We start from the raw sequence: 16077 nt of genomic DNA, 5'->3' as shown, positions 1-16077 counted from the left end.
TGACAAGCTCCCGCTTGATCCTGAATATTGTTGATCGCGGTTAAAGTGGTACAAGGCAAGCGCTATAAAAGTTCAAAGCTGCCTCTCTTTTGAGGCAGCTTTGTGCTTTTTCACGAGATCAATAAAACAGAGTCCCAACTTAACCCGAAATTGTCATTTTACGCCGAGTTCAACGCCTTTTTTTGCCCTTGGCGTTCCCATACGATCTTTGAGCCAGCATTGCTTTCTTCTGGGGATGAACGAAAAAGCAATACACCGCTGGTCGGAAACACATCCTATGAAGCAGGTAAAATAATCGGTTTGTTCTATATAGGAGTAATCGCCACCGGTAATATCGACATTACTCATCGCCATAAAATCGGTTATTTTAACGCTATTCCTTTTGCTTGAGATAAAGGATGCAGCGGCGTCTTTATTGCGAATAAGGGCAACAACATCATATTTCAACATACAGGCATGAAGACGTTTGTGGTAGGTAAGTGCCTGACAACGCCCGTCATTTTCGCACATTTGCAAGCAATTATCGAAACTCACATGTTTTACAGAACGGTAATCAAACCCGATGGCATCGTAATTATTTTGATTAATGAACGTTACGGTAGGCTGATTAACGGGTGGTAGGTTAACATTGCCCTGAACGCCGGTAGGCGGATTGGAGGGAGGCAATGGCTGCTTTAATGTCTGATTGGCCTCGATGGTCGGCGTCGCGGCGTAACACAAAATTTTAAAAACCGAAGGCGTTGCTTTTTCGGTAATATCGGCAGTGGATGGAACAGGTGCCCCCTTATCATCATCTGCATAAGAGACTTTAAAACCTTGTGCTTCCATAAACAGTGCCGCAACGCCTGCTCTGATTGCGAAGTTGACATTTTGTGCAATAAATCCGTTTTGATCGGCATAGTTTTTCGATAACACAGCAGTGGTTATACCGATAACATGACCATATCTGTCGATCACCGGACCACCAGAATTTCCCGGTTGAACCGGCGTCGAGATTTGTAAGTAACGCGCATCATTTTCAAGCCCCGAAAGGGCGTTGACATTGCCGGTCGTCATTTTGATCGAATCCGATAAAATCCCGTTTAGCGGAAATCCGAGCGCAATAATATCTTCACCCAACCGGATAACATCATGCCTTAATGCCAATGGCCGTGTTTGCACACCAGCCGATGCTTTTATCAGCGCAAGATCATCATGGGAATCCATGCGAAGGTCAACTGCTTCCCCCGTATTGCCGATTTCGACGCGTTGGCATCCTCTAACAACGTGTGCATTGGTCAAAATCCAGCCATCATCGGTAACAGCAAAACCGCTCCCGCTCGAAGACGGCTCTTCAGCCCATGTTGCTCCGCCAAAAATATCCAATAACAATAAAAATGAAAGCAAACATGGAAAGAAAAAACGCATATATTTTCTCCACATAGCCGATTTCTTCTATGATACTATTATAAGAGGTGAATTTTTATATCAAGAATTAGACCGCATTCAAAAATTTAAAAAAATATTTATAATTTATAGTGAATGAACTTTCGTTCGCCTATTGAAACCTTTTCGCCCGTGACAGACAGAGAAAAGTGATAAATTTGTTTGACCGGCTTGCCGTGATGGTTTGAAAAAGATAAACCGGATTATATTTTGATTGCATTGATTGCTTATTTTGATTGTTCGGGAGGTTTTCCATGGCCAGTATTACAATTCGCAATTTACCGGATGAAGCGAAGGAAAAACTTCGTCTCAACGCTGCAAAAAATAAACGGTCTATGGAAGAAGAAGCGCGGCTCTTGTTGATGTCCGGCAACAATTCCGAAATATTTCCGGAAAAAGCCAGCGCCAAAGAAATGCAATCATTGAAATCAAACTCGATACTTTTGATTATAACCGGCGGAGTTGCGGCGTATAAAGCGCTTGATCTCATTCGCCGATTACAAGAGCGGGGAGCAAATGTTACTGTGGTGATGACCAAAGCTGCGACAGAATTTGTAACGCCGCTTGCTGCGGGCAGCCTTTCAGGCGGCCATGTTTTTACCGATCTTTTTCAACGCCAGGATGAACATGATATTGGACATATCAGGCTCGCCCGATCAGCCGATCTGATTGTTGTAGCCCCTGCAACAGCCGACCGGATTGCAAAAATGGCAAACGGCATTGCCGATGATCTTGCGGGAGCTATTCTTCTTGCGGCCAATTCACCGATTCTTATTGCGCCGGCGATGAATCCGGCAATGTGGAAACATCCGGCAACACAACGCAATATCAGCACTCTCATGACGGATGGTGTCAGAATGATCGGGCCGGAAATCGGCGAAATGGCCGAACGTGGCGAGGCAGGACGCGGTCGTATGAGTGAACCGCTCGCGATTGTTGCGGCAGTCGAATCCATGCTTGATTGTGGAGAAAAACCCCTCTCCGGCAAACATATCATTGTTACGTCGGGGCCGACCCATGAGCCGATAGATCCCGTGCGTTATCTTGCCAACCGCTCTTCAGGCAAACAGGGACATGCAATTGCCGCTGCACTTCACCATTTTGGCGCCCGTGTTACGCTCGTTTCAGGCCCCGTCAGCATTCCGGATCCGGATGGTGTTGAAACAATCCATGTCGAAACGGCAATAGAAATGCTCGATGCGGTCAAACACGCCTTGCCTGCCGATGCTGCTATATTTGTTGCGGCTGTTGCCGATTGGCGCAGCGCCGAAAGTGCCACGCAAAAAATCAAGAAACAATCAGGCCAATCTGCCCCGACATTGGAAATGGTCGAAAATCCCGATATTCTTGCCACTATCGGCCATGCCCCGAACCGGCCGAAACTCGTTATCGGCTTTGCCGCCGAGACCAACGACCTTATCGAAAATGCCCGCAAGAAACTTGATAAAAAGGGCGCCGATTTCATTTTGGCTAATGATGTTGCCATTGCCAAAGATGGTACAAGTATTATGGGTGGCGACTATAACCGGATTTCATGTGTGAGCCGGGAAAATGTCGAAACATGGCCGAAAATGAGCAAGGATGAAGTTGCACAACATATTGCTAAAAAAATCGCAACCTTTTTTGGCAAATAAACCGCCTTTTAATCTTTCAGCGCCGATAAATTTATATTTGAAATTCACATAACGACTTAATTCCGATTATTATATCATTAAGTCCTTAAGAGTATTAGGGTATTTAAAACTTGAATATTTCATAGACTATTGGATCAAGGATGTTGAAATCGATGAATATAAAATTATTTGGCTTGAGCATTATATTGGCGGGATTAAGTGCAATTCCAAACACTTATGCCAACTCCCCGTGCGGCGTGCCGGAGTTGACACAATGTCCTACACCGATTGATGAAACATTACCCGATGTCAAAGACATGTTAAAATGGAATTCGAGGGATCGGATTATCGGCTTTCGTAATAGCTACCGCTCTTATCCGGCTGATGTTTTCAAACATGGGACGCCACGTCCTCTCACGCGCCAGATACACGATATGTCGAGCGTCAGCTATACGGTTGACGGTCATTCTTACAATTTGCAGGAATATGTAGAGCGCAACAAGGTCGTTGCGCTGATGGCGATAAAAAATGGTGTTGTCGTGCTGGAGTTTTACTCTCACGGCAATACGCCCCAAACCCTGTGGACTTCGCGTTCGGTTGGAAAATCTGTTGTTTCCACTCTTGTTGGCGTAGCGATCAAAGAAGGAAAAATCAAATCACTCGATGATAAAATTATCCGCTACAACCCCGATGTCAAAGGCACGGTGTGGGCAAATGTGACCTTGAGGGAACTGTTGCAACATACATCGGGTGTCGAATGGGATGAAAATTATGAGGATGATAATTCCGACTTTTCCAAACTCACCCAATGCGAAGCATTGGAAGAATCCTATTCTTGTGTTCATGATCTCGTCATCAACAAAAAACGTGGAATAAAGACAACACCGGGAAAAGTTTGGGCATATTCATCAGGTGGTGCATGGCTTCTCGGAGATACGTTGGAAAAGGCTGTAAAAATGCCTATCTCGAAATATTTGGAGGAGAAAATCTGGAAACCGTATGGCATGGTTAGCGATGGCGTATGGCAGAGCTATGTAAAAGGTAAACACGATACCGGCGCCCATGGTTTTAATGCGACGTTAGAAGATTGGGGAAAATTCGGCCAGTTTGTTCTTTATAACGGTTTTGTTCCTGATGGCAAAACCATCCTGCCCGATCATTGGGTTGTTGACGCCCGCACATGGAGCAAAGCCAAAAATTCGGTCAATGAAAGGCATCCGGATGGAAGTTACGGCTATGCATGGTGGAACAATGCTGTGCCGGATTCTGCCAACAATGTTTCACCCAAACTTGGCCTGAGCAATTCCGAAACAATGTGGGGTATGGGAATTTTCGGGCAGATGCTGGTTGTCAACCAACAAGAGAATATGGTGTTTGTCCAGTGGTCATCGTGGGATAAAGCCACACCATCTCCTTTGGCAGAACCCCTTGAAACATCACTCATGTTCAATGCAATTACCAACCGGCTTAAGGAATAGACGTTCACAAAAGCCGATAACACCAAGGCAACATGTGTTCCAGCCTGAAGCGGATGTTTCAGGCTGAACCGGAACCTTTGTTGCCAATCCGTTTTGGCGGTTTATAGATTTGAAACTATCCTTTGCGGTCATCAATAAGTAAGGCTGATCGAACACAATTGGTTTCCGGAATGAACAATTGTCGAAATGAACAATTGCCTAAAACAATTCGAGGCGGGCAAAAGCTCGATTAGATTGTGCTTTATACCCGCTTCCGTTCACCTGACGGCGTGCCGGTCAATAAAAGTCGATATAGTTGTTATCCGGATACTTATTATCCGGCCTGAATCAGTCCGGCCTGTGTTGCAAAATCTCTGAGTGAAAATTGTGCACGCGGGCCGGTTTGCTGGATAATGGCACTGGCACAAAGTGCGCCAAGACGTGCGCTATCCATAAACGACATATCATTGGTATAACCATAGAGAAAACCGGCAGCGTAAACGTCGCCGGCGCCTGTCTGGTCGACAACCCGTTCAACCGGATAGATACCGGCCGTAAATGTTTCTTGCCGTGATGTAATGATAGAGCCTTTGGCATTGCGTGTGACGCAGGCAAAGCCGCGAACGTCGTTACGAATAGCGGTAATTGCCATATCGAATGACGATGTTTCATAAAGTGAAAGCAGTTCCGATTCGTTTGAAAAGACAATATCGACCGTGCCTGTGCGGATAAGTTCGAGAAATTCATCCCGATAACGGTCTACACAGAAAGAATCAGAAAGTGTGATCGCCATCTGTCTTCCGTTTTCATGGGCTATTTTTGCAGCCAGTCGCATAGCCTGTTTTGCTCGTGGCGGGTCCCACAGATAACCTTCAAAATAAATCACTTTGGAATTGGCAACTTTCGTTGCTTCGACATCTTCAGGTCCGAATTCGACACAAGCGCCAAGATAGGTATTCATGGAGCGTTCGCCGTCGGGTGTATTGAAAATCATGCAACGTGCGGTCGACGCACGACCTTCCAGAGGCCGCGTATCATAAACAACACCTTGGCCACGCAGATCATGGGCAAAAACCTGCCCCAAATGATCGGCGGCAACTTTACCCATAAAAGCGGCCTTTCCACCGAGATTTGCAAGTGCCGCGGCCGTATTGCTCGCACTGCCGCCCGATGTTTCGATAGCTTGCCCCATACGTGAATAGAGAAGTTCGGCACGTTTTGCATCAATCAAATTCATCGCCCCTTTGATGATACCGTTATTGACCAGAAAATCTTCGTCCGTCCGGGCAATTACGTCGACAATTGCATTACCAATCGTCAAAACATCATATTGTGCCATCTCATTCTCCGTATTTTATTATCCTCCGCTCATTACCAGTTCAGAGCACAAAAGGCAGGAAAGCTAAAGTCCCTCTTGTTTCTTTTCGACCGCTTTCTATTTATATCCCCATGATTTTTGATGCAGCCTATCGCGCTTTTTCGCGCCTATTTACCCCGCCCTTCCGTTCCATGCTATGGAAAGCATTGGGCGTCACATTGCTTTTATTGGCAATTTTATGGTTCAGCTTGCGCGAATTATTCCTTTATTATGTTTGGCCGTGGCTGCAACAATATATGCCCGATTTTCCCGATTGGGCTGGCTGGCTCGGATTTGTTGCCGTCATTGTTTTTTCGGTGGGGCTTGCTCTGCTAATGGCACTGTTAATTGCGCCAATCACTTCTCTGATCGGCGGTTATTTTATGGATGATGCAGCAGAAATCATCGAAAAAACAGATTATCCCGACGATCCGGCGGGGCATGCAATGTCGCTCGGCCGTTCGCTTGTCATATCGCTGAAATTTCTGGCTTTGAGCATTGTCGGCAATATCATTGCCTTGATTCTCTATTTCTTCCCCGGCGTCAATCTCGTCGCTTTTTATGCAATCAACGGCTATCTGTTCGGGCGCGAATATTTTGAATTTGCCGCCTGCCGCCATCGCACAGAACTCGACGCCCGCCAATTCTATAAACAGAATGCGCTTTACGTATTTTGTGGCGGCCTTATCATTGCACTTTTTGTTTCTGTGCCGGTGCTGAACCTGTTGACGCCGCTGTTTGCTGCGGCACTGATGACCTATCTTCATAAAAGCCTGTCGATAAAAAAGAAGTCTTTGTCACAATAGATCAGGGACAATTTCAACATGTTCTCGACTTTATCCGACTTTTGTGACAACAAGAGATCATGAAGCCTCTTGTAAAAATATGCGGGTTGAAAACACCTGAAGCAATTAAAGCTGCCATCGACAACGGTGCGCATTATATCGGCTTTATCTTTTTTGCCAAAAGCCCGCGTCATCTTTCAATTGAAGAGGCAGAGCTATTGCGCCCGCTTGTCAAAAAGCCGGTCAAGCTTGTTGCCGTTACTGTCGATGCCGATGATGACCTGATTTCAAACATTGTTGCTCATGTCAAACCGGATATTCTCCAGCTTCATGGTCACGAAACACCCGAACGCGTGAGACAGCTTGCAACCACTTATGGATTGCCGGTTATCAAAGCTTTTTCTATCCGTGAGCAATCGGATTTCGATCAGGTTTCTGCCTATCGTGGTATAGCCGATATGTTTTTATTTGACGCCAAAGCTCCAAAAGGCTCACAATTGCCGGGAGGTAATGGTGTGTCTTTTGACTGGTCGCTGTTAAAGTCGCTTGACGAAGATAGTCAAACCGTGCTTTCCGGTGGGTTGAATGCGCAAAATGTGGAAGAAGCGATAAGGATTGCTTCTCCCGACATTCTTGATGTTTCAAGTGGCGTTGAAAGTGCCCCCGGTGTTAAGGACACAAAATTGATTGAAGGTTTTTTTGATTCTGTCAAAAAAGCCGTTGAAAATTAAGGAGACTGACGTGGAAAAGTCGGCTGAAATCAATTCCTTCAAGACAGGCCCCGATGAAGCGGGGATGTTTGGTATTTATGGCGGGCGTTTTGTTGCCGAAACATTGATGCCGCTTATTCTGGAATTGGAGAAAGCATATAACGAGGCCAAGGATGACCCGGCTTTCAACATCGAACTGAAAAATCTTTCCACCAATTATGCGGGCCGTCCGTCAAAACTCTATTATGCCGAGCGTTTGAGCAAGCATCTTGGCGGTGCAAAAATTTATTTGAAACGGGAAGATCTGAACCACACCGGCAGCCACAAAATCAACAATTGTCTGGGACAAATTCTACTTGCGCGCCGCATGGGCAAAACCCGTATCATTGCCGAAACCGGCGCCGGACAACATGGCGTTGCAGCAGCCACCGTATGCGCGCGTTTCGGCCTGCCTTGTGTTGTCTATATGGGCGCCACCGATGTCGAGCGGCAAAAACCCAATGTTTTCCGCATGGAACTTCTAGGTGCCAAGGTCAATCCGATCAAAGCCGGAAATGGCACATTGAAAGACGCCATGAATGAAGCTTTGCGCGATTGGGTGAGCAATGTCCGCGACACCTATTATCTTATCGGCACGGCTGCAGGCCCGCACCCCTATCCGGAAATGGTTCGGGATTTCCAATCTGTCATCGGCAAAGAAGCAAGAGAGCAAATCCTCGAGCGCGAAGGCCGCCTTCCCGATCTGCTGATTGCTGCCGTTGGCGGCGGTTCAAATTCGATCGGCCTGTTTTATCCCTTCCTTGACGATAAAACTGTCAGAATTATCGGCGTTGAAGCCGGCGGCCGTGGCCTTAAAGGCAACGAGCACTGCGCTTCGATGACTGCCGGAAGTCCGGGGGTTTTGCACGGCAATCGTACCTATCTTATCCAGAATGACGATGGCCAAATTCTGGAAGGCCATTCGATTTCGGCAGGCCTTGATTATCCGGGCGTGGGGCCGGAACATTCATGGCTCAAAGACAAAGGCCGCGTTGAATATGTGCCGATTCTTGATACAGAAGCACTGGAAGCCTTCCAGCTTTTGACGCGCCTTGAAGGCATCATACCGGCACTTGAATCTTCGCACGCGGTTGCACAAGCCATCAAGGAAGCGCCGAAGATGGATAAAGAACAGATTATCATTGTCAATCTTTCCGGCCGTGGTGACAAGGATGTTCACACAGTCGGAACACTTCTTGGCATGAATATGTGAGTTTGAGAGAACGGCTATGACAACACGTATCAAAGAAACATTTCAAAAAGCCAAGAATAACAATCGTCCGGCTCTTGTAACCTATATGATGGCGGGTGATCCTGATTTTGACACGTCACTTGAAATTATGAAAGCACTTCCGAAAGCCGGTAGCAATATTATCGAGCTTGGAATGCCCTTTTCCGACCCGATGGCGGATGGCCCGACGATTCAAGCCGCGGGTATCCGCGCTTTGAAGGCCGGACAGACACTCAATAAAACTTTAAAACTCGTTAGTGAATTCCGCAAAACCGACCAGACCACGCCGATTGTGCTGATGGGATATTATAACCCGATCTATGTGCATGGAGTGGATCAATTTCTGGTCGACGCCAAAAAAGCCGATCTTGACGGTTTGATTGTTGTTGATTTGCCACCGGAAATGGATAATGAACTTTGCTTGCCAGCCGTCAAAGCGGGCATCAATTTCATTCGTCTGGCAACGCCGACAACCGATGATAAACGGCTGCCGAAAGTACTGGAAAACACTTCCGGTTTTGTCTATTATGTCTCGATGACGGGCATTACCGGTCAAGCCTTGCCCGACACCGATATTGTAGCGAAAGCGGTGGAAAATATTAAGAAACACACGTCTTTGCCGATTGCTGTCGGTTTCGGTATCAAAACCGGAGAACAGGCAGCAAAAATCGGTCGCGCTGCTGATGGTGTTGTGGTCGGAAGTGCAATTGTCAATGCCATTGCTTCTACTCTTGATGAAAATGGCCACCCGAAGGGTGATGCGGCAAAAGCGGCAAGCGACCTTGTAAAGCAATTGAGTGCAGGTGTATCGGAAGCCAGAAAAGGCTGAATTGAAGCTTTGCCAACAAACAGGATAAGGTGACATAGATGAACTGGATTACCAATTATGTTCGTCCGAAGATCAACTCGATGTTTGGTCGTCGTGAGATGCCAGAAAATTTATGGGTCAAAGACCCCGCTAGCGGTGAAATGGTATTTCATAAAGATCTCGAAAAAAACCAATATGTCGTTCCGAATTCGGGCTACCATATGCGTATGCCTGCAAAAGCCCGTCTGGAAAGCTTTTTCGACGATGGCGCCTATGAACTTTTAGAAAATCCGAAAGTTGTCATCGATCCGCTAAAATTCCGCGATGAAAAGCGCTATATTGACCGTTTGAAAGATTATCGTTCAAAACTCGGTGTTGACGACGATATTCTGAATGCACGTGGCACCATTGAAGGCCTCCCTATTATAGCCACTGTGCAGGATTTTGCCTTTATGGGTGGTTCTCTCGGTATGGCGGCAGGTGAAGCCATTATCAAGGCATTTGAAACAGCCATTCAGGAAAAACGGCCTTTGGTGCTGTTTGTGGCCTCTGGCGGCGCCCGTATGCAGGAAGGCACACTTTCACTCATGCAAATGCCGCGCACCACTGTTGCGGTTGAAATGATGAAGGATGCAAAGCTTCCTTATATTGTTGTTTTAACCAATCCGACGACAGGTGGTGTTACCGCTTCTTATGCCATGCTGGGCGATGTTCATATAGCCGAACCCGGCGCGATGATCGGTTTTGCCGGTCCTCGCGTGATTGAACAAACCATTCGCGAAAAGCTGCCGGAAGGATTCCAGAGCGCCGAATATCTCCTCAAACATGGTATGGTTGATATGGTGGTCTCACGACTTGAACTGAAGTCCACCATTGCAAAGCTTTTGCGCTTGATGATGAAATTGCCGGCTCCTGAACATCATGCGGGCAAACATCACGGTAATAAAGCCGCTTGAAATGAAATAAAATGACCGAAAATCGGGTAGACACGCTTATCAATAGCCTTCTCAAGCGCTATCCGAAAGGGTTTGACCTTTCGCTCGAACGCATCTCGCGGCTCTTGGAAAATCTCGGCAATCCGCATTTGAAATTGCCTCCGATAATCCATATTGCGGGCACCAATGGAAAAGGGTCGGCAGCAGCAACTTGCCGTGCGCTTCTTGAAAGTGCCGGATATAGTGTTCATGTCCATACATCTCCCCATCTTGTTCATTGGAACGAGCGCTACCGGATAGGTCGAAAAGGTGGTGGCAAATTTGTCGATAATGACACTCTTGCCGATGCAATAGAACGGGTAACAAAAGCCAATCATGATGAACCGATTACGGTTTTCGAGTTATTGACGGCTGTTGCCTTTCTGCTTTTTTCCGAACATCCGGCCGATGCTGTCATTCTTGAAGTGGGGCTGGGTGGGCGTTTTGACGCAACCAACGTCATTAAAAAGCCCGCCGTTTCTCTCATTATGCCCATATCGCTCGATCATGTTGCTTTACTCGGTAATACGGTTGAAAAAATCGCTTTTGAAAAAGGCGGCATTATCAAAGAAGGGGTCCCGCTTGTCATCGGCAAGCAGGAAAGCGATGGTGCTATCGACGTTTTGACAACCATCGCGCAAGAACGCCACGCACCGTTTGTTGTTTATGGTCAGGATTTCCAAGCCTATAATGACCATGGGCATATGGTTTTCCAAAATGAAAACGGTTTGATAGAGCTTCCGCACCCCTCGCTTCTCGGAGATCATCAAATTAGCAATGCAGCGAGTGCCATTGAAGCTGTTCTCCATGCCGGTTTTAAATTGACCGATCAGCATATTGCCAAAGCTATGCAAAATATTGTCTGGCCTGCACGAATGCAGCGCATCAGGCACGGCAAACTGATTGATTCTTTACCGGAAACGATGACAGTTTTTCTTGATGGCGGGCATAATCCGGCAGGTGCGAAAGTCATTGCACAAGAAATCAGGCACTGGAAAGAAAAAGGAGCGGGACCGGTGACGATGGTGGCCGGTATGATTAATACGAAGGATTCTTTCCACTATTTCAAAGAACTGAACGGGCTTGTCGACCAAGTTTATACTGTGCCGGTACTGTCGAGCGATAGTGGTGTAGCGCCTGAAGAATTGGCTAAAGTTGTCCTTTCAGCCGGTTTGAAAGCACAAACCACCACATCTATTGAAGACGCTTTCCAAAAAATTGCAGGCACAACCCCTCGAAGAACTGTTCTTGTTGCGGGTTCACTTTATATGGCCGGTGATTTTTTGAAGAAAAATGGCACACCGCCTCAATAAAATTCCGTGAATCCGTTCAACATTTAAAGAGAATAGTTCTAAAGACTTGCGTTCAGGACAAAACAAGTTAAACCATACAAAGGCAGAGATTGACGATTTTTGAGGAGTGCACCCTATGACGCTCAGTACCGAACTTTACCAACATCCCAAGCTTATTACCGTTTTTGGTGGTTCAGGTTTCGTTGGTCGCCATGTGGTCGAGACATTGACAAAACGTGGCTATCGCGTTCGTATTGCCGTGCGTCGGCCTGAAGTGGCTTATTATATGTTGCAAATTGGTGAAGTCGGTCAAACCCAGATGCTCAAGACCAATGTACGCAATCGTGAATCTGTCGCACGTGCTTTAATTGATGCCGATGCAGCCGTGTTTCTACCCGGCCTTCTTTATGCGCAAGGCAAAAACAATTACAAAAATGTGCAGGTTGAAGGTGCAAAAAATGTTGCCGAACTTGCAGCAAGTGCCGGTATTCCTCTCATTCATATGTCGGCTTTGAATGCCGATATCAATTCCAACCTTTCCTATCCGAAAACCAAAGCGCTTGGCGAACAGGCTGTTCAGAAAGCTCATAAGAGTGCCATTATTATGCGCCCTTCGGTTATTTTCGGTCAGGAAGATTCTTTCTTTAACAAACTCGCCGATATGTCACGCTTCACATGGATGTTGCCGATGTTTGGCGGTGGCGAGACAAAGCTTCAACCGGTTTATGTCGGCGATATTGCCGATTTTGTTGTTGCTTCTATCGAAGGACATGTTCCGACGGGCAAGATTTATGAACTGGGCGGCAAAGAAGTACTCACCTATCGTCACGCTATCGAGGAAATGCTTAAAGTTATCATGCGTAAAAAAGCGCTGGTTTCTGTACCCTTCGGAATTGGAAGCCTTATCGGCGGAATTTTCGGGCTCCTCGGAAAAATACCGATGATCCCGACTGTGACAACCTCCGAGCAGATCAAAATGCTCAAAAAAGATTGCATTGTTTCGGAAGAAGCAAAGCTTGAAGGGCGGACATTGGAAGGTGTCGGTATTTCACCAAGAGCAATGGAGGCAGTATTGCCTTCCTATTTGTGGCGCTTCCGCCCCCATGGGCAATTTGCCAAAAATACAAAGAATTACAAAAAAGATGTAAAAATCTGAAGACGGAATTTATCTCTTTGAAATTCGCAAATAAAACGGGCGCTGCTGAAATAGCGCCCTTTATTTTGCATTCTCTATTCGCGTAAGCTCTGAAGATTGCTCGCAATCTGTCATCCTGAATTATTTCGTTTCAATGACGGGATTTCGGTCGTTCCAATAATACTTGTTCTGTCGTTTCAATAATACCGGTTCTGTCGTTTCAATAATACCGGTTCTGTCGTTTCAATAATACGCGTTCTGTCGTTTCAATAATACGCGTTCTGTTGTTTCAATAATACGCGTTCTGTTGTTTCAACAAACTGCTCTTCTTAATGAATATTTTGACGCCATTCATTGCACTGTTAAGCTACAAAGCCTGACACCATTCTTAAAAATTCCTCACAAAGGAAATATCTTTTTCCTCACAAAGAAAATATTTTTAAACTTAAGGTTGTTTTTATTATTATAGTTGCAAAATTTGTTCGCCAATTTTTTTGTATTTCTCTCCTCGTCGCTCTCCAATAGTCGCATCTGTTGCATATCTGCAATGAAAACAACGATTTTTAATAGACTATTAACTATTTTTAGAGCGGCGCGATTTAGACTGTGCTATATAGACACACATTGAGGGTTTTGGAGTTAAACCATGAAAAAATTGTGTTCTTTATTCATCGTTTTGATGTTTGCTTTTTCAACTGTAGCTTGTACTCAGAACGAAAAGACAGTTGCGAAATGGGGCGCTGGTGGTGCTGCACTCGGTGCTTTGGGTGGTGCTGCATTCGGTAAAGGTGGCAAGGCTGTTGCCGCTGGTGCTGCTATTGGTGCTGTTGCCGGTGGCTTGATCGGCTATTCACGCACCAAGAATCACGTTCGTTACTGCCATTATCGTGATCGTAACGGCAAGGTATTTGAAGCACGCTGCAGATAATTTAGACTTTGTATAACTTTGGAAGGCACGTAATTATGTTACGTGCCTTTCTTTTTATAATTTTATTTAATGTGTTTATAATTTTTCTATTATATATAAAATATTTCTGGCAATTAATTCTACTCGTTATCCGACAAGTGTAATTAAAACGAATTTTTTATAATTAACTCGTGAGCCGTAACATCTTAACCCACTCCGGACAATACGAATTGCCAGAACAATAATTCTTAAGAGCGACAATTTTCGGAAAATCTGAAGCCGATTCAAGTTTGAAATTTTGTATCGCTATCAAAGTGAAGTCGCTATCAGAGAAAAGCCAAGGCTGCCCCGAATGTAAGGTAAGGTTGAAGTAAAACTATCACTGTCCCGAGCGCTCAAAACTTGTAGAGAATTTGTAAAAATATCCCTGCCGGAATTATCTGAAATTTTATCTCCGGTGCGAAATAGGACATGGCTTTCTAACTGCAATACACTGTTTTCAAATCGTTACTTCAAACAGGTTATAAAAGTACGAGCATCCTGAAAGGCCTATTTTCAGCAATTGGCAACGCGAAACGCTTAGCGATTTGTCACTTGATCGAAATTACAAGTTTTCATCTTTCTTTGTCGTAAACGTGTAAAGCGACAACAGCCGATTAATCCGGTTTTACAGTATCTTTTCCAAATGGATAATTGAAAGGCACATAAACTCTCTATGTGCCTTCCATTTTTATGTGTTCGGGTTCTTTAAAAAGCTTTTTAGACTAGCCTTGTTTGTTGCTTGCGGCTTTCATTCAAAAACCGAATCCCATGAACATGCCCGCTCGACAGCTTTTCGCCAGCCGGCATAACGTTTTTCTTGTTTTGCCACATCTTTGGAAGGTTTGAACACCCGTTCAACAGTTGCAACTTTACGCAATTCATCAAGACTCGACCAATAGCCGACCGCAAGACCGGCAAGATAAGCCGAGCCGAACGCTGTCACTTCCAATATATGCGGGCGTTCAACCGGCTTTTGCAAAATGTCGGATTGGAACTGCATAAGAAAGTTGTTGGCGACAGCACCGCCATCAACACGCAATGTTTTCAGGTCTGTCTGTGCATCTGCCAACATAGCAGTGAGAACATCTTTGGTTTGATAAGCAATTGATTCGAGCGTTGCACGGGTAATATGATTACGGTTCACGCCCCGTGTCAGTCCCAAAATCGCGCCACGGGCAAACGGATCCCAATAAGGAGCGCCGAGGCCGGTAAATGCCGGTACGACATAAACTCCGTTGGCCGTACCTACTTTTTCTGCAAAATATTCTGAATCTTCTGAATCAGTGAAAAACTTCAGTTCATCACGAAGCCACTGGATGGCAGCACCTGCCACAAAAATAGATCCTTCCAAAGCATAAGCCGGTTTTCCTTGAGCATCGCAGCTTAATGTTGTGACCAGACCATGGGTTGATTTGACGGCTTTTTTGCCGGTGTTCATCAACATAAAACAACCGGTTCCGTAGGTGTTTTTGGCCTGCCCCTCTTCTACACAGATATGACCGAACAATGCCGCCTGCTGGTCACCGGCGGCTCCGGCAATCGGAATGCGTGTGCCCCCACGCCCGCCAATATTGGTTTGTCCGTAGATTTCGGAAGATGCTTTGACTTCCGGCAGCATGGAACGGGGAATATTCAATGCTTTCAACATTGTTTCGTCCCAGTCCAGTTTATGGATATTGAAGAGCATGGTACGCGAGGCATTGGTATATTCGGTAACGTGAACGCGCCCTTGCGTCATATTCCATATAAGCCAGGTATCAATCGTGCCAAAAAGCAATTCGCCTTTGTCGGCTTTCTGCCTTGCACCTTCTACATTTTCCAATATCCAGGCGATTTTTGTTCCTGAAAAATAAGGGTCAATAACAAGACCGGTATTTTCCTTGATATAATCCTCAAGCCCTTCTTTTTTAAGTCTCGCACAAATATCGGTGGTGCGCCGACACTGCCAGACAATGGCATTATAAACCGGTTTGCCGGTGGCTTTTTCCCAAACCACCGTTGTTTCACGCTGATTGGTAATTCCGATTGCTGCAATCTCGTCCGAACTGATACCCGATTTTGCCAGAGCTTCTGTCAAAGTCGAACTTTGCGTTGCCCATATCTCGCGTGCGTCATGTTCGACCCAGCCGGGGCGAGGGTAAATCTGGGTAAATTCCCGTTGGGCGACACTGACGATGTTGGCATCATGGTCAAGAACCAATGTGCGCGAACTTGTTGTGCCCTGATCCAATGCGACGATATATTTTTTTTCGGCCATGAAAGCCTCCCTGTTCTATGGAAAAATGGCCAATTATCTTGCCAA

Annotated in this window: 13 protein-coding genes; 10 read left to right on the top strand and 3 right to left on the bottom strand. The window is 45.8% G+C overall.

What is annotated here, in order from left to right:
- Nucleotides 1–153: 153 nt before the first annotated feature.
- On the bottom strand, nucleotides 154–1407 hold the full coding sequence (locus tag GQS64_RS02330; protein ID WP_198230499.1) for a trypsin-like peptidase domain-containing protein: 1254 nt from the start codon (nucleotides 1405–1407) through the stop codon (nucleotides 154–156).
- Between the two features lie 272 nt (nucleotides 1408–1679).
- On the opposite strand from GQS64_RS02330, the gene coaBC reads away from it, so the two are divergent.
- Nucleotides 1680–3059, top strand: a complete 1380-nt coding sequence (coaBC, locus tag GQS64_RS02325) for a bifunctional phosphopantothenoylcysteine decarboxylase/phosphopantothenate--cysteine ligase CoaBC (RefSeq protein ID WP_198230498.1) — start codon at nucleotides 1680–1682, stop codon at nucleotides 3057–3059.
- A gap of 152 nt (nucleotides 3060–3211) precedes the next feature.
- On the top strand, nucleotides 3212–4516 hold the full coding sequence (locus GQS64_RS02320) for a serine hydrolase domain-containing protein (protein ID WP_198230497.1): 1305 nt from the start codon (nucleotides 3212–3214) through the stop codon (nucleotides 4514–4516).
- A 313-nt stretch (nucleotides 4517–4829) separates the two neighbouring features.
- Here the strand turns inward: GQS64_RS02320 and GQS64_RS02315 are convergent, their stop codons facing one another.
- Nucleotides 4830–5834, bottom strand: a complete 1005-nt coding sequence (locus GQS64_RS02315) for an adenosine kinase (protein WP_077990468.1) — start codon at nucleotides 5832–5834, stop codon at nucleotides 4830–4832.
- Between the two features lie 110 nt (nucleotides 5835–5944).
- Here GQS64_RS02315 and GQS64_RS02310 point away from each other — a divergent pair, with 110 nt between their 5' ends.
- The 8 genes from GQS64_RS02310 (at nucleotide 5945) to GQS64_RS02275 (ending at nucleotide 13754) form a co-directional block, all read left to right on the top strand.
- The gene (locus GQS64_RS02310; RefSeq protein WP_198230496.1) at nucleotides 5945–6658 is read left to right on the top strand and encodes a sulfate transporter family protein; all 714 of its coding nucleotides are present in this window, start codon (nucleotides 5945–5947) and stop codon (nucleotides 6656–6658) included.
- Nucleotides 6659–6717: 59 nt separating this feature from the next.
- Nucleotides 6718–7368 (top strand): phosphoribosylanthranilate isomerase, encoded by a 651-nt coding sequence (locus GQS64_RS02305; protein WP_198230495.1) that lies wholly within the window; start codon nucleotides 6718–6720, stop codon nucleotides 7366–7368.
- Nucleotides 7369–7432: 64 nt separating this feature from the next.
- Nucleotides 7433–8599 (top strand): tryptophan synthase subunit beta, encoded by a 1167-nt coding sequence (trpB, locus tag GQS64_RS02300; protein WP_077994388.1) that lies wholly within the window; start codon nucleotides 7433–7435, stop codon nucleotides 8597–8599.
- A gap of 16 nt (nucleotides 8600–8615) precedes the next feature.
- On the top strand, nucleotides 8616–9446 hold the full coding sequence (gene trpA, locus GQS64_RS02295; RefSeq protein ID WP_198230494.1) for a tryptophan synthase subunit alpha: 831 nt from the start codon (nucleotides 8616–8618) through the stop codon (nucleotides 9444–9446).
- A 38-nt stretch (nucleotides 9447–9484) separates the two neighbouring features.
- A complete protein-coding gene (gene accD, locus GQS64_RS02290; RefSeq protein ID WP_077990462.1) occupies nucleotides 9485–10381 on the top strand; it encodes an acetyl-CoA carboxylase, carboxyltransferase subunit beta in 897 nt (298 codons plus the stop codon).
- A gap of 11 nt (nucleotides 10382–10392) precedes the next feature.
- Nucleotides 10393–11712: a bifunctional folylpolyglutamate synthase/dihydrofolate synthase gene (locus GQS64_RS02285; protein ID WP_198230493.1), complete on the top strand. Its 1320-nt coding sequence runs from the start codon at nucleotides 10393–10395 to the stop codon at nucleotides 11710–11712.
- Between the two features lie 115 nt (nucleotides 11713–11827).
- Nucleotides 11828–12847, top strand: coding sequence for a complex I NDUFA9 subunit family protein (locus tag GQS64_RS02280; protein WP_198230492.1), 1020 nt, complete (start codon nucleotides 11828–11830; stop codon nucleotides 12845–12847).
- A 625-nt stretch (nucleotides 12848–13472) separates the two neighbouring features.
- Nucleotides 13473–13754 (top strand): hypothetical protein, encoded by a 282-nt coding sequence (locus GQS64_RS02275; protein WP_077990459.1) that lies wholly within the window; start codon nucleotides 13473–13475, stop codon nucleotides 13752–13754.
- 769 nt (nucleotides 13755–14523) lie between these two features.
- Here the strand turns inward: GQS64_RS02275 and glpK are convergent.
- Nucleotides 14524–16032 (bottom strand): glycerol kinase GlpK, encoded by a 1509-nt coding sequence (gene glpK / locus GQS64_RS02270; RefSeq protein ID WP_198230491.1) that lies wholly within the window; start codon nucleotides 16030–16032, stop codon nucleotides 14524–14526.
- Nucleotides 16033–16077 lie beyond the last annotated feature (45 nt).

Origin of the sequence: Bartonella sp. P0282 (genome assembly GCF_048452985.1) — a bacterium.
In the GTDB taxonomy this organism is placed as follows: domain Bacteria; phylum Pseudomonadota; class Alphaproteobacteria; order Rhizobiales; family Rhizobiaceae; genus Bartonella; species Bartonella choladocola.
Note: the sequence above shows the minus strand (reverse complement) of the source record. Positions and strands in the feature narration are given on the sequence as shown.

What these genes read in the sequence shown, in the direction of transcription:
- GQS64_RS02315 (WP_077990468.1), bottom strand. Translation starts at nt 5,834, where the DNA reads ATGGCACAATATGATGTTTTGACGATTGGTAATGCAATTGTCGACGTA.
- GQS64_RS02305 (WP_198230495.1), top strand. Translation starts at nt 6,718, where the DNA reads ATGAAGCCTCTTGTAAAAATATGCGGGTTGAAAACACCTGAAGCAATT.
- GQS64_RS02330 (WP_198230499.1), bottom strand. Translation starts at nt 1,407, where the DNA reads ATGCGTTTTTTCTTTCCATGTTTGCTTTCATTTTTATTGTTATTGGAT.
- coaBC (WP_198230498.1), top strand. Translation starts at nt 1,680, where the DNA reads ATGGCCAGTATTACAATTCGCAATTTACCGGATGAAGCGAAGGAAAAA.
- GQS64_RS02275 (WP_077990459.1), top strand. Translation starts at nt 13,473, where the DNA reads ATGAAAAAATTGTGTTCTTTATTCATCGTTTTGATGTTTGCTTTTTCA.
- GQS64_RS02280 (WP_198230492.1), top strand. Translation starts at nt 11,828, where the DNA reads ATGACGCTCAGTACCGAACTTTACCAACATCCCAAGCTTATTACCGTT.
- GQS64_RS02320 (WP_198230497.1), top strand. Translation starts at nt 3,212, where the DNA reads ATGAATATAAAATTATTTGGCTTGAGCATTATATTGGCGGGATTAAGT.
- accD (WP_077990462.1), top strand. Translation starts at nt 9,485, where the DNA reads ATGAACTGGATTACCAATTATGTTCGTCCGAAGATCAACTCGATGTTT.
- GQS64_RS02310 (WP_198230496.1), top strand. Translation starts at nt 5,945, where the DNA reads ATGATTTTTGATGCAGCCTATCGCGCTTTTTCGCGCCTATTTACCCCG.
- glpK (WP_198230491.1), bottom strand. Translation starts at nt 16,032, where the DNA reads ATGGCCGAAAAAAAATATATCGTCGCATTGGATCAGGGCACAACAAGT.
- trpA (WP_198230494.1), top strand. Translation starts at nt 8,616, where the DNA reads ATGACAACACGTATCAAAGAAACATTTCAAAAAGCCAAGAATAACAAT.
- trpB (WP_077994388.1), top strand. Translation starts at nt 7,433, where the DNA reads ATGTTTGGTATTTATGGCGGGCGTTTTGTTGCCGAAACATTGATGCCG.
- GQS64_RS02285 (WP_198230493.1), top strand. Translation starts at nt 10,393, where the DNA reads ATGACCGAAAATCGGGTAGACACGCTTATCAATAGCCTTCTCAAGCGC.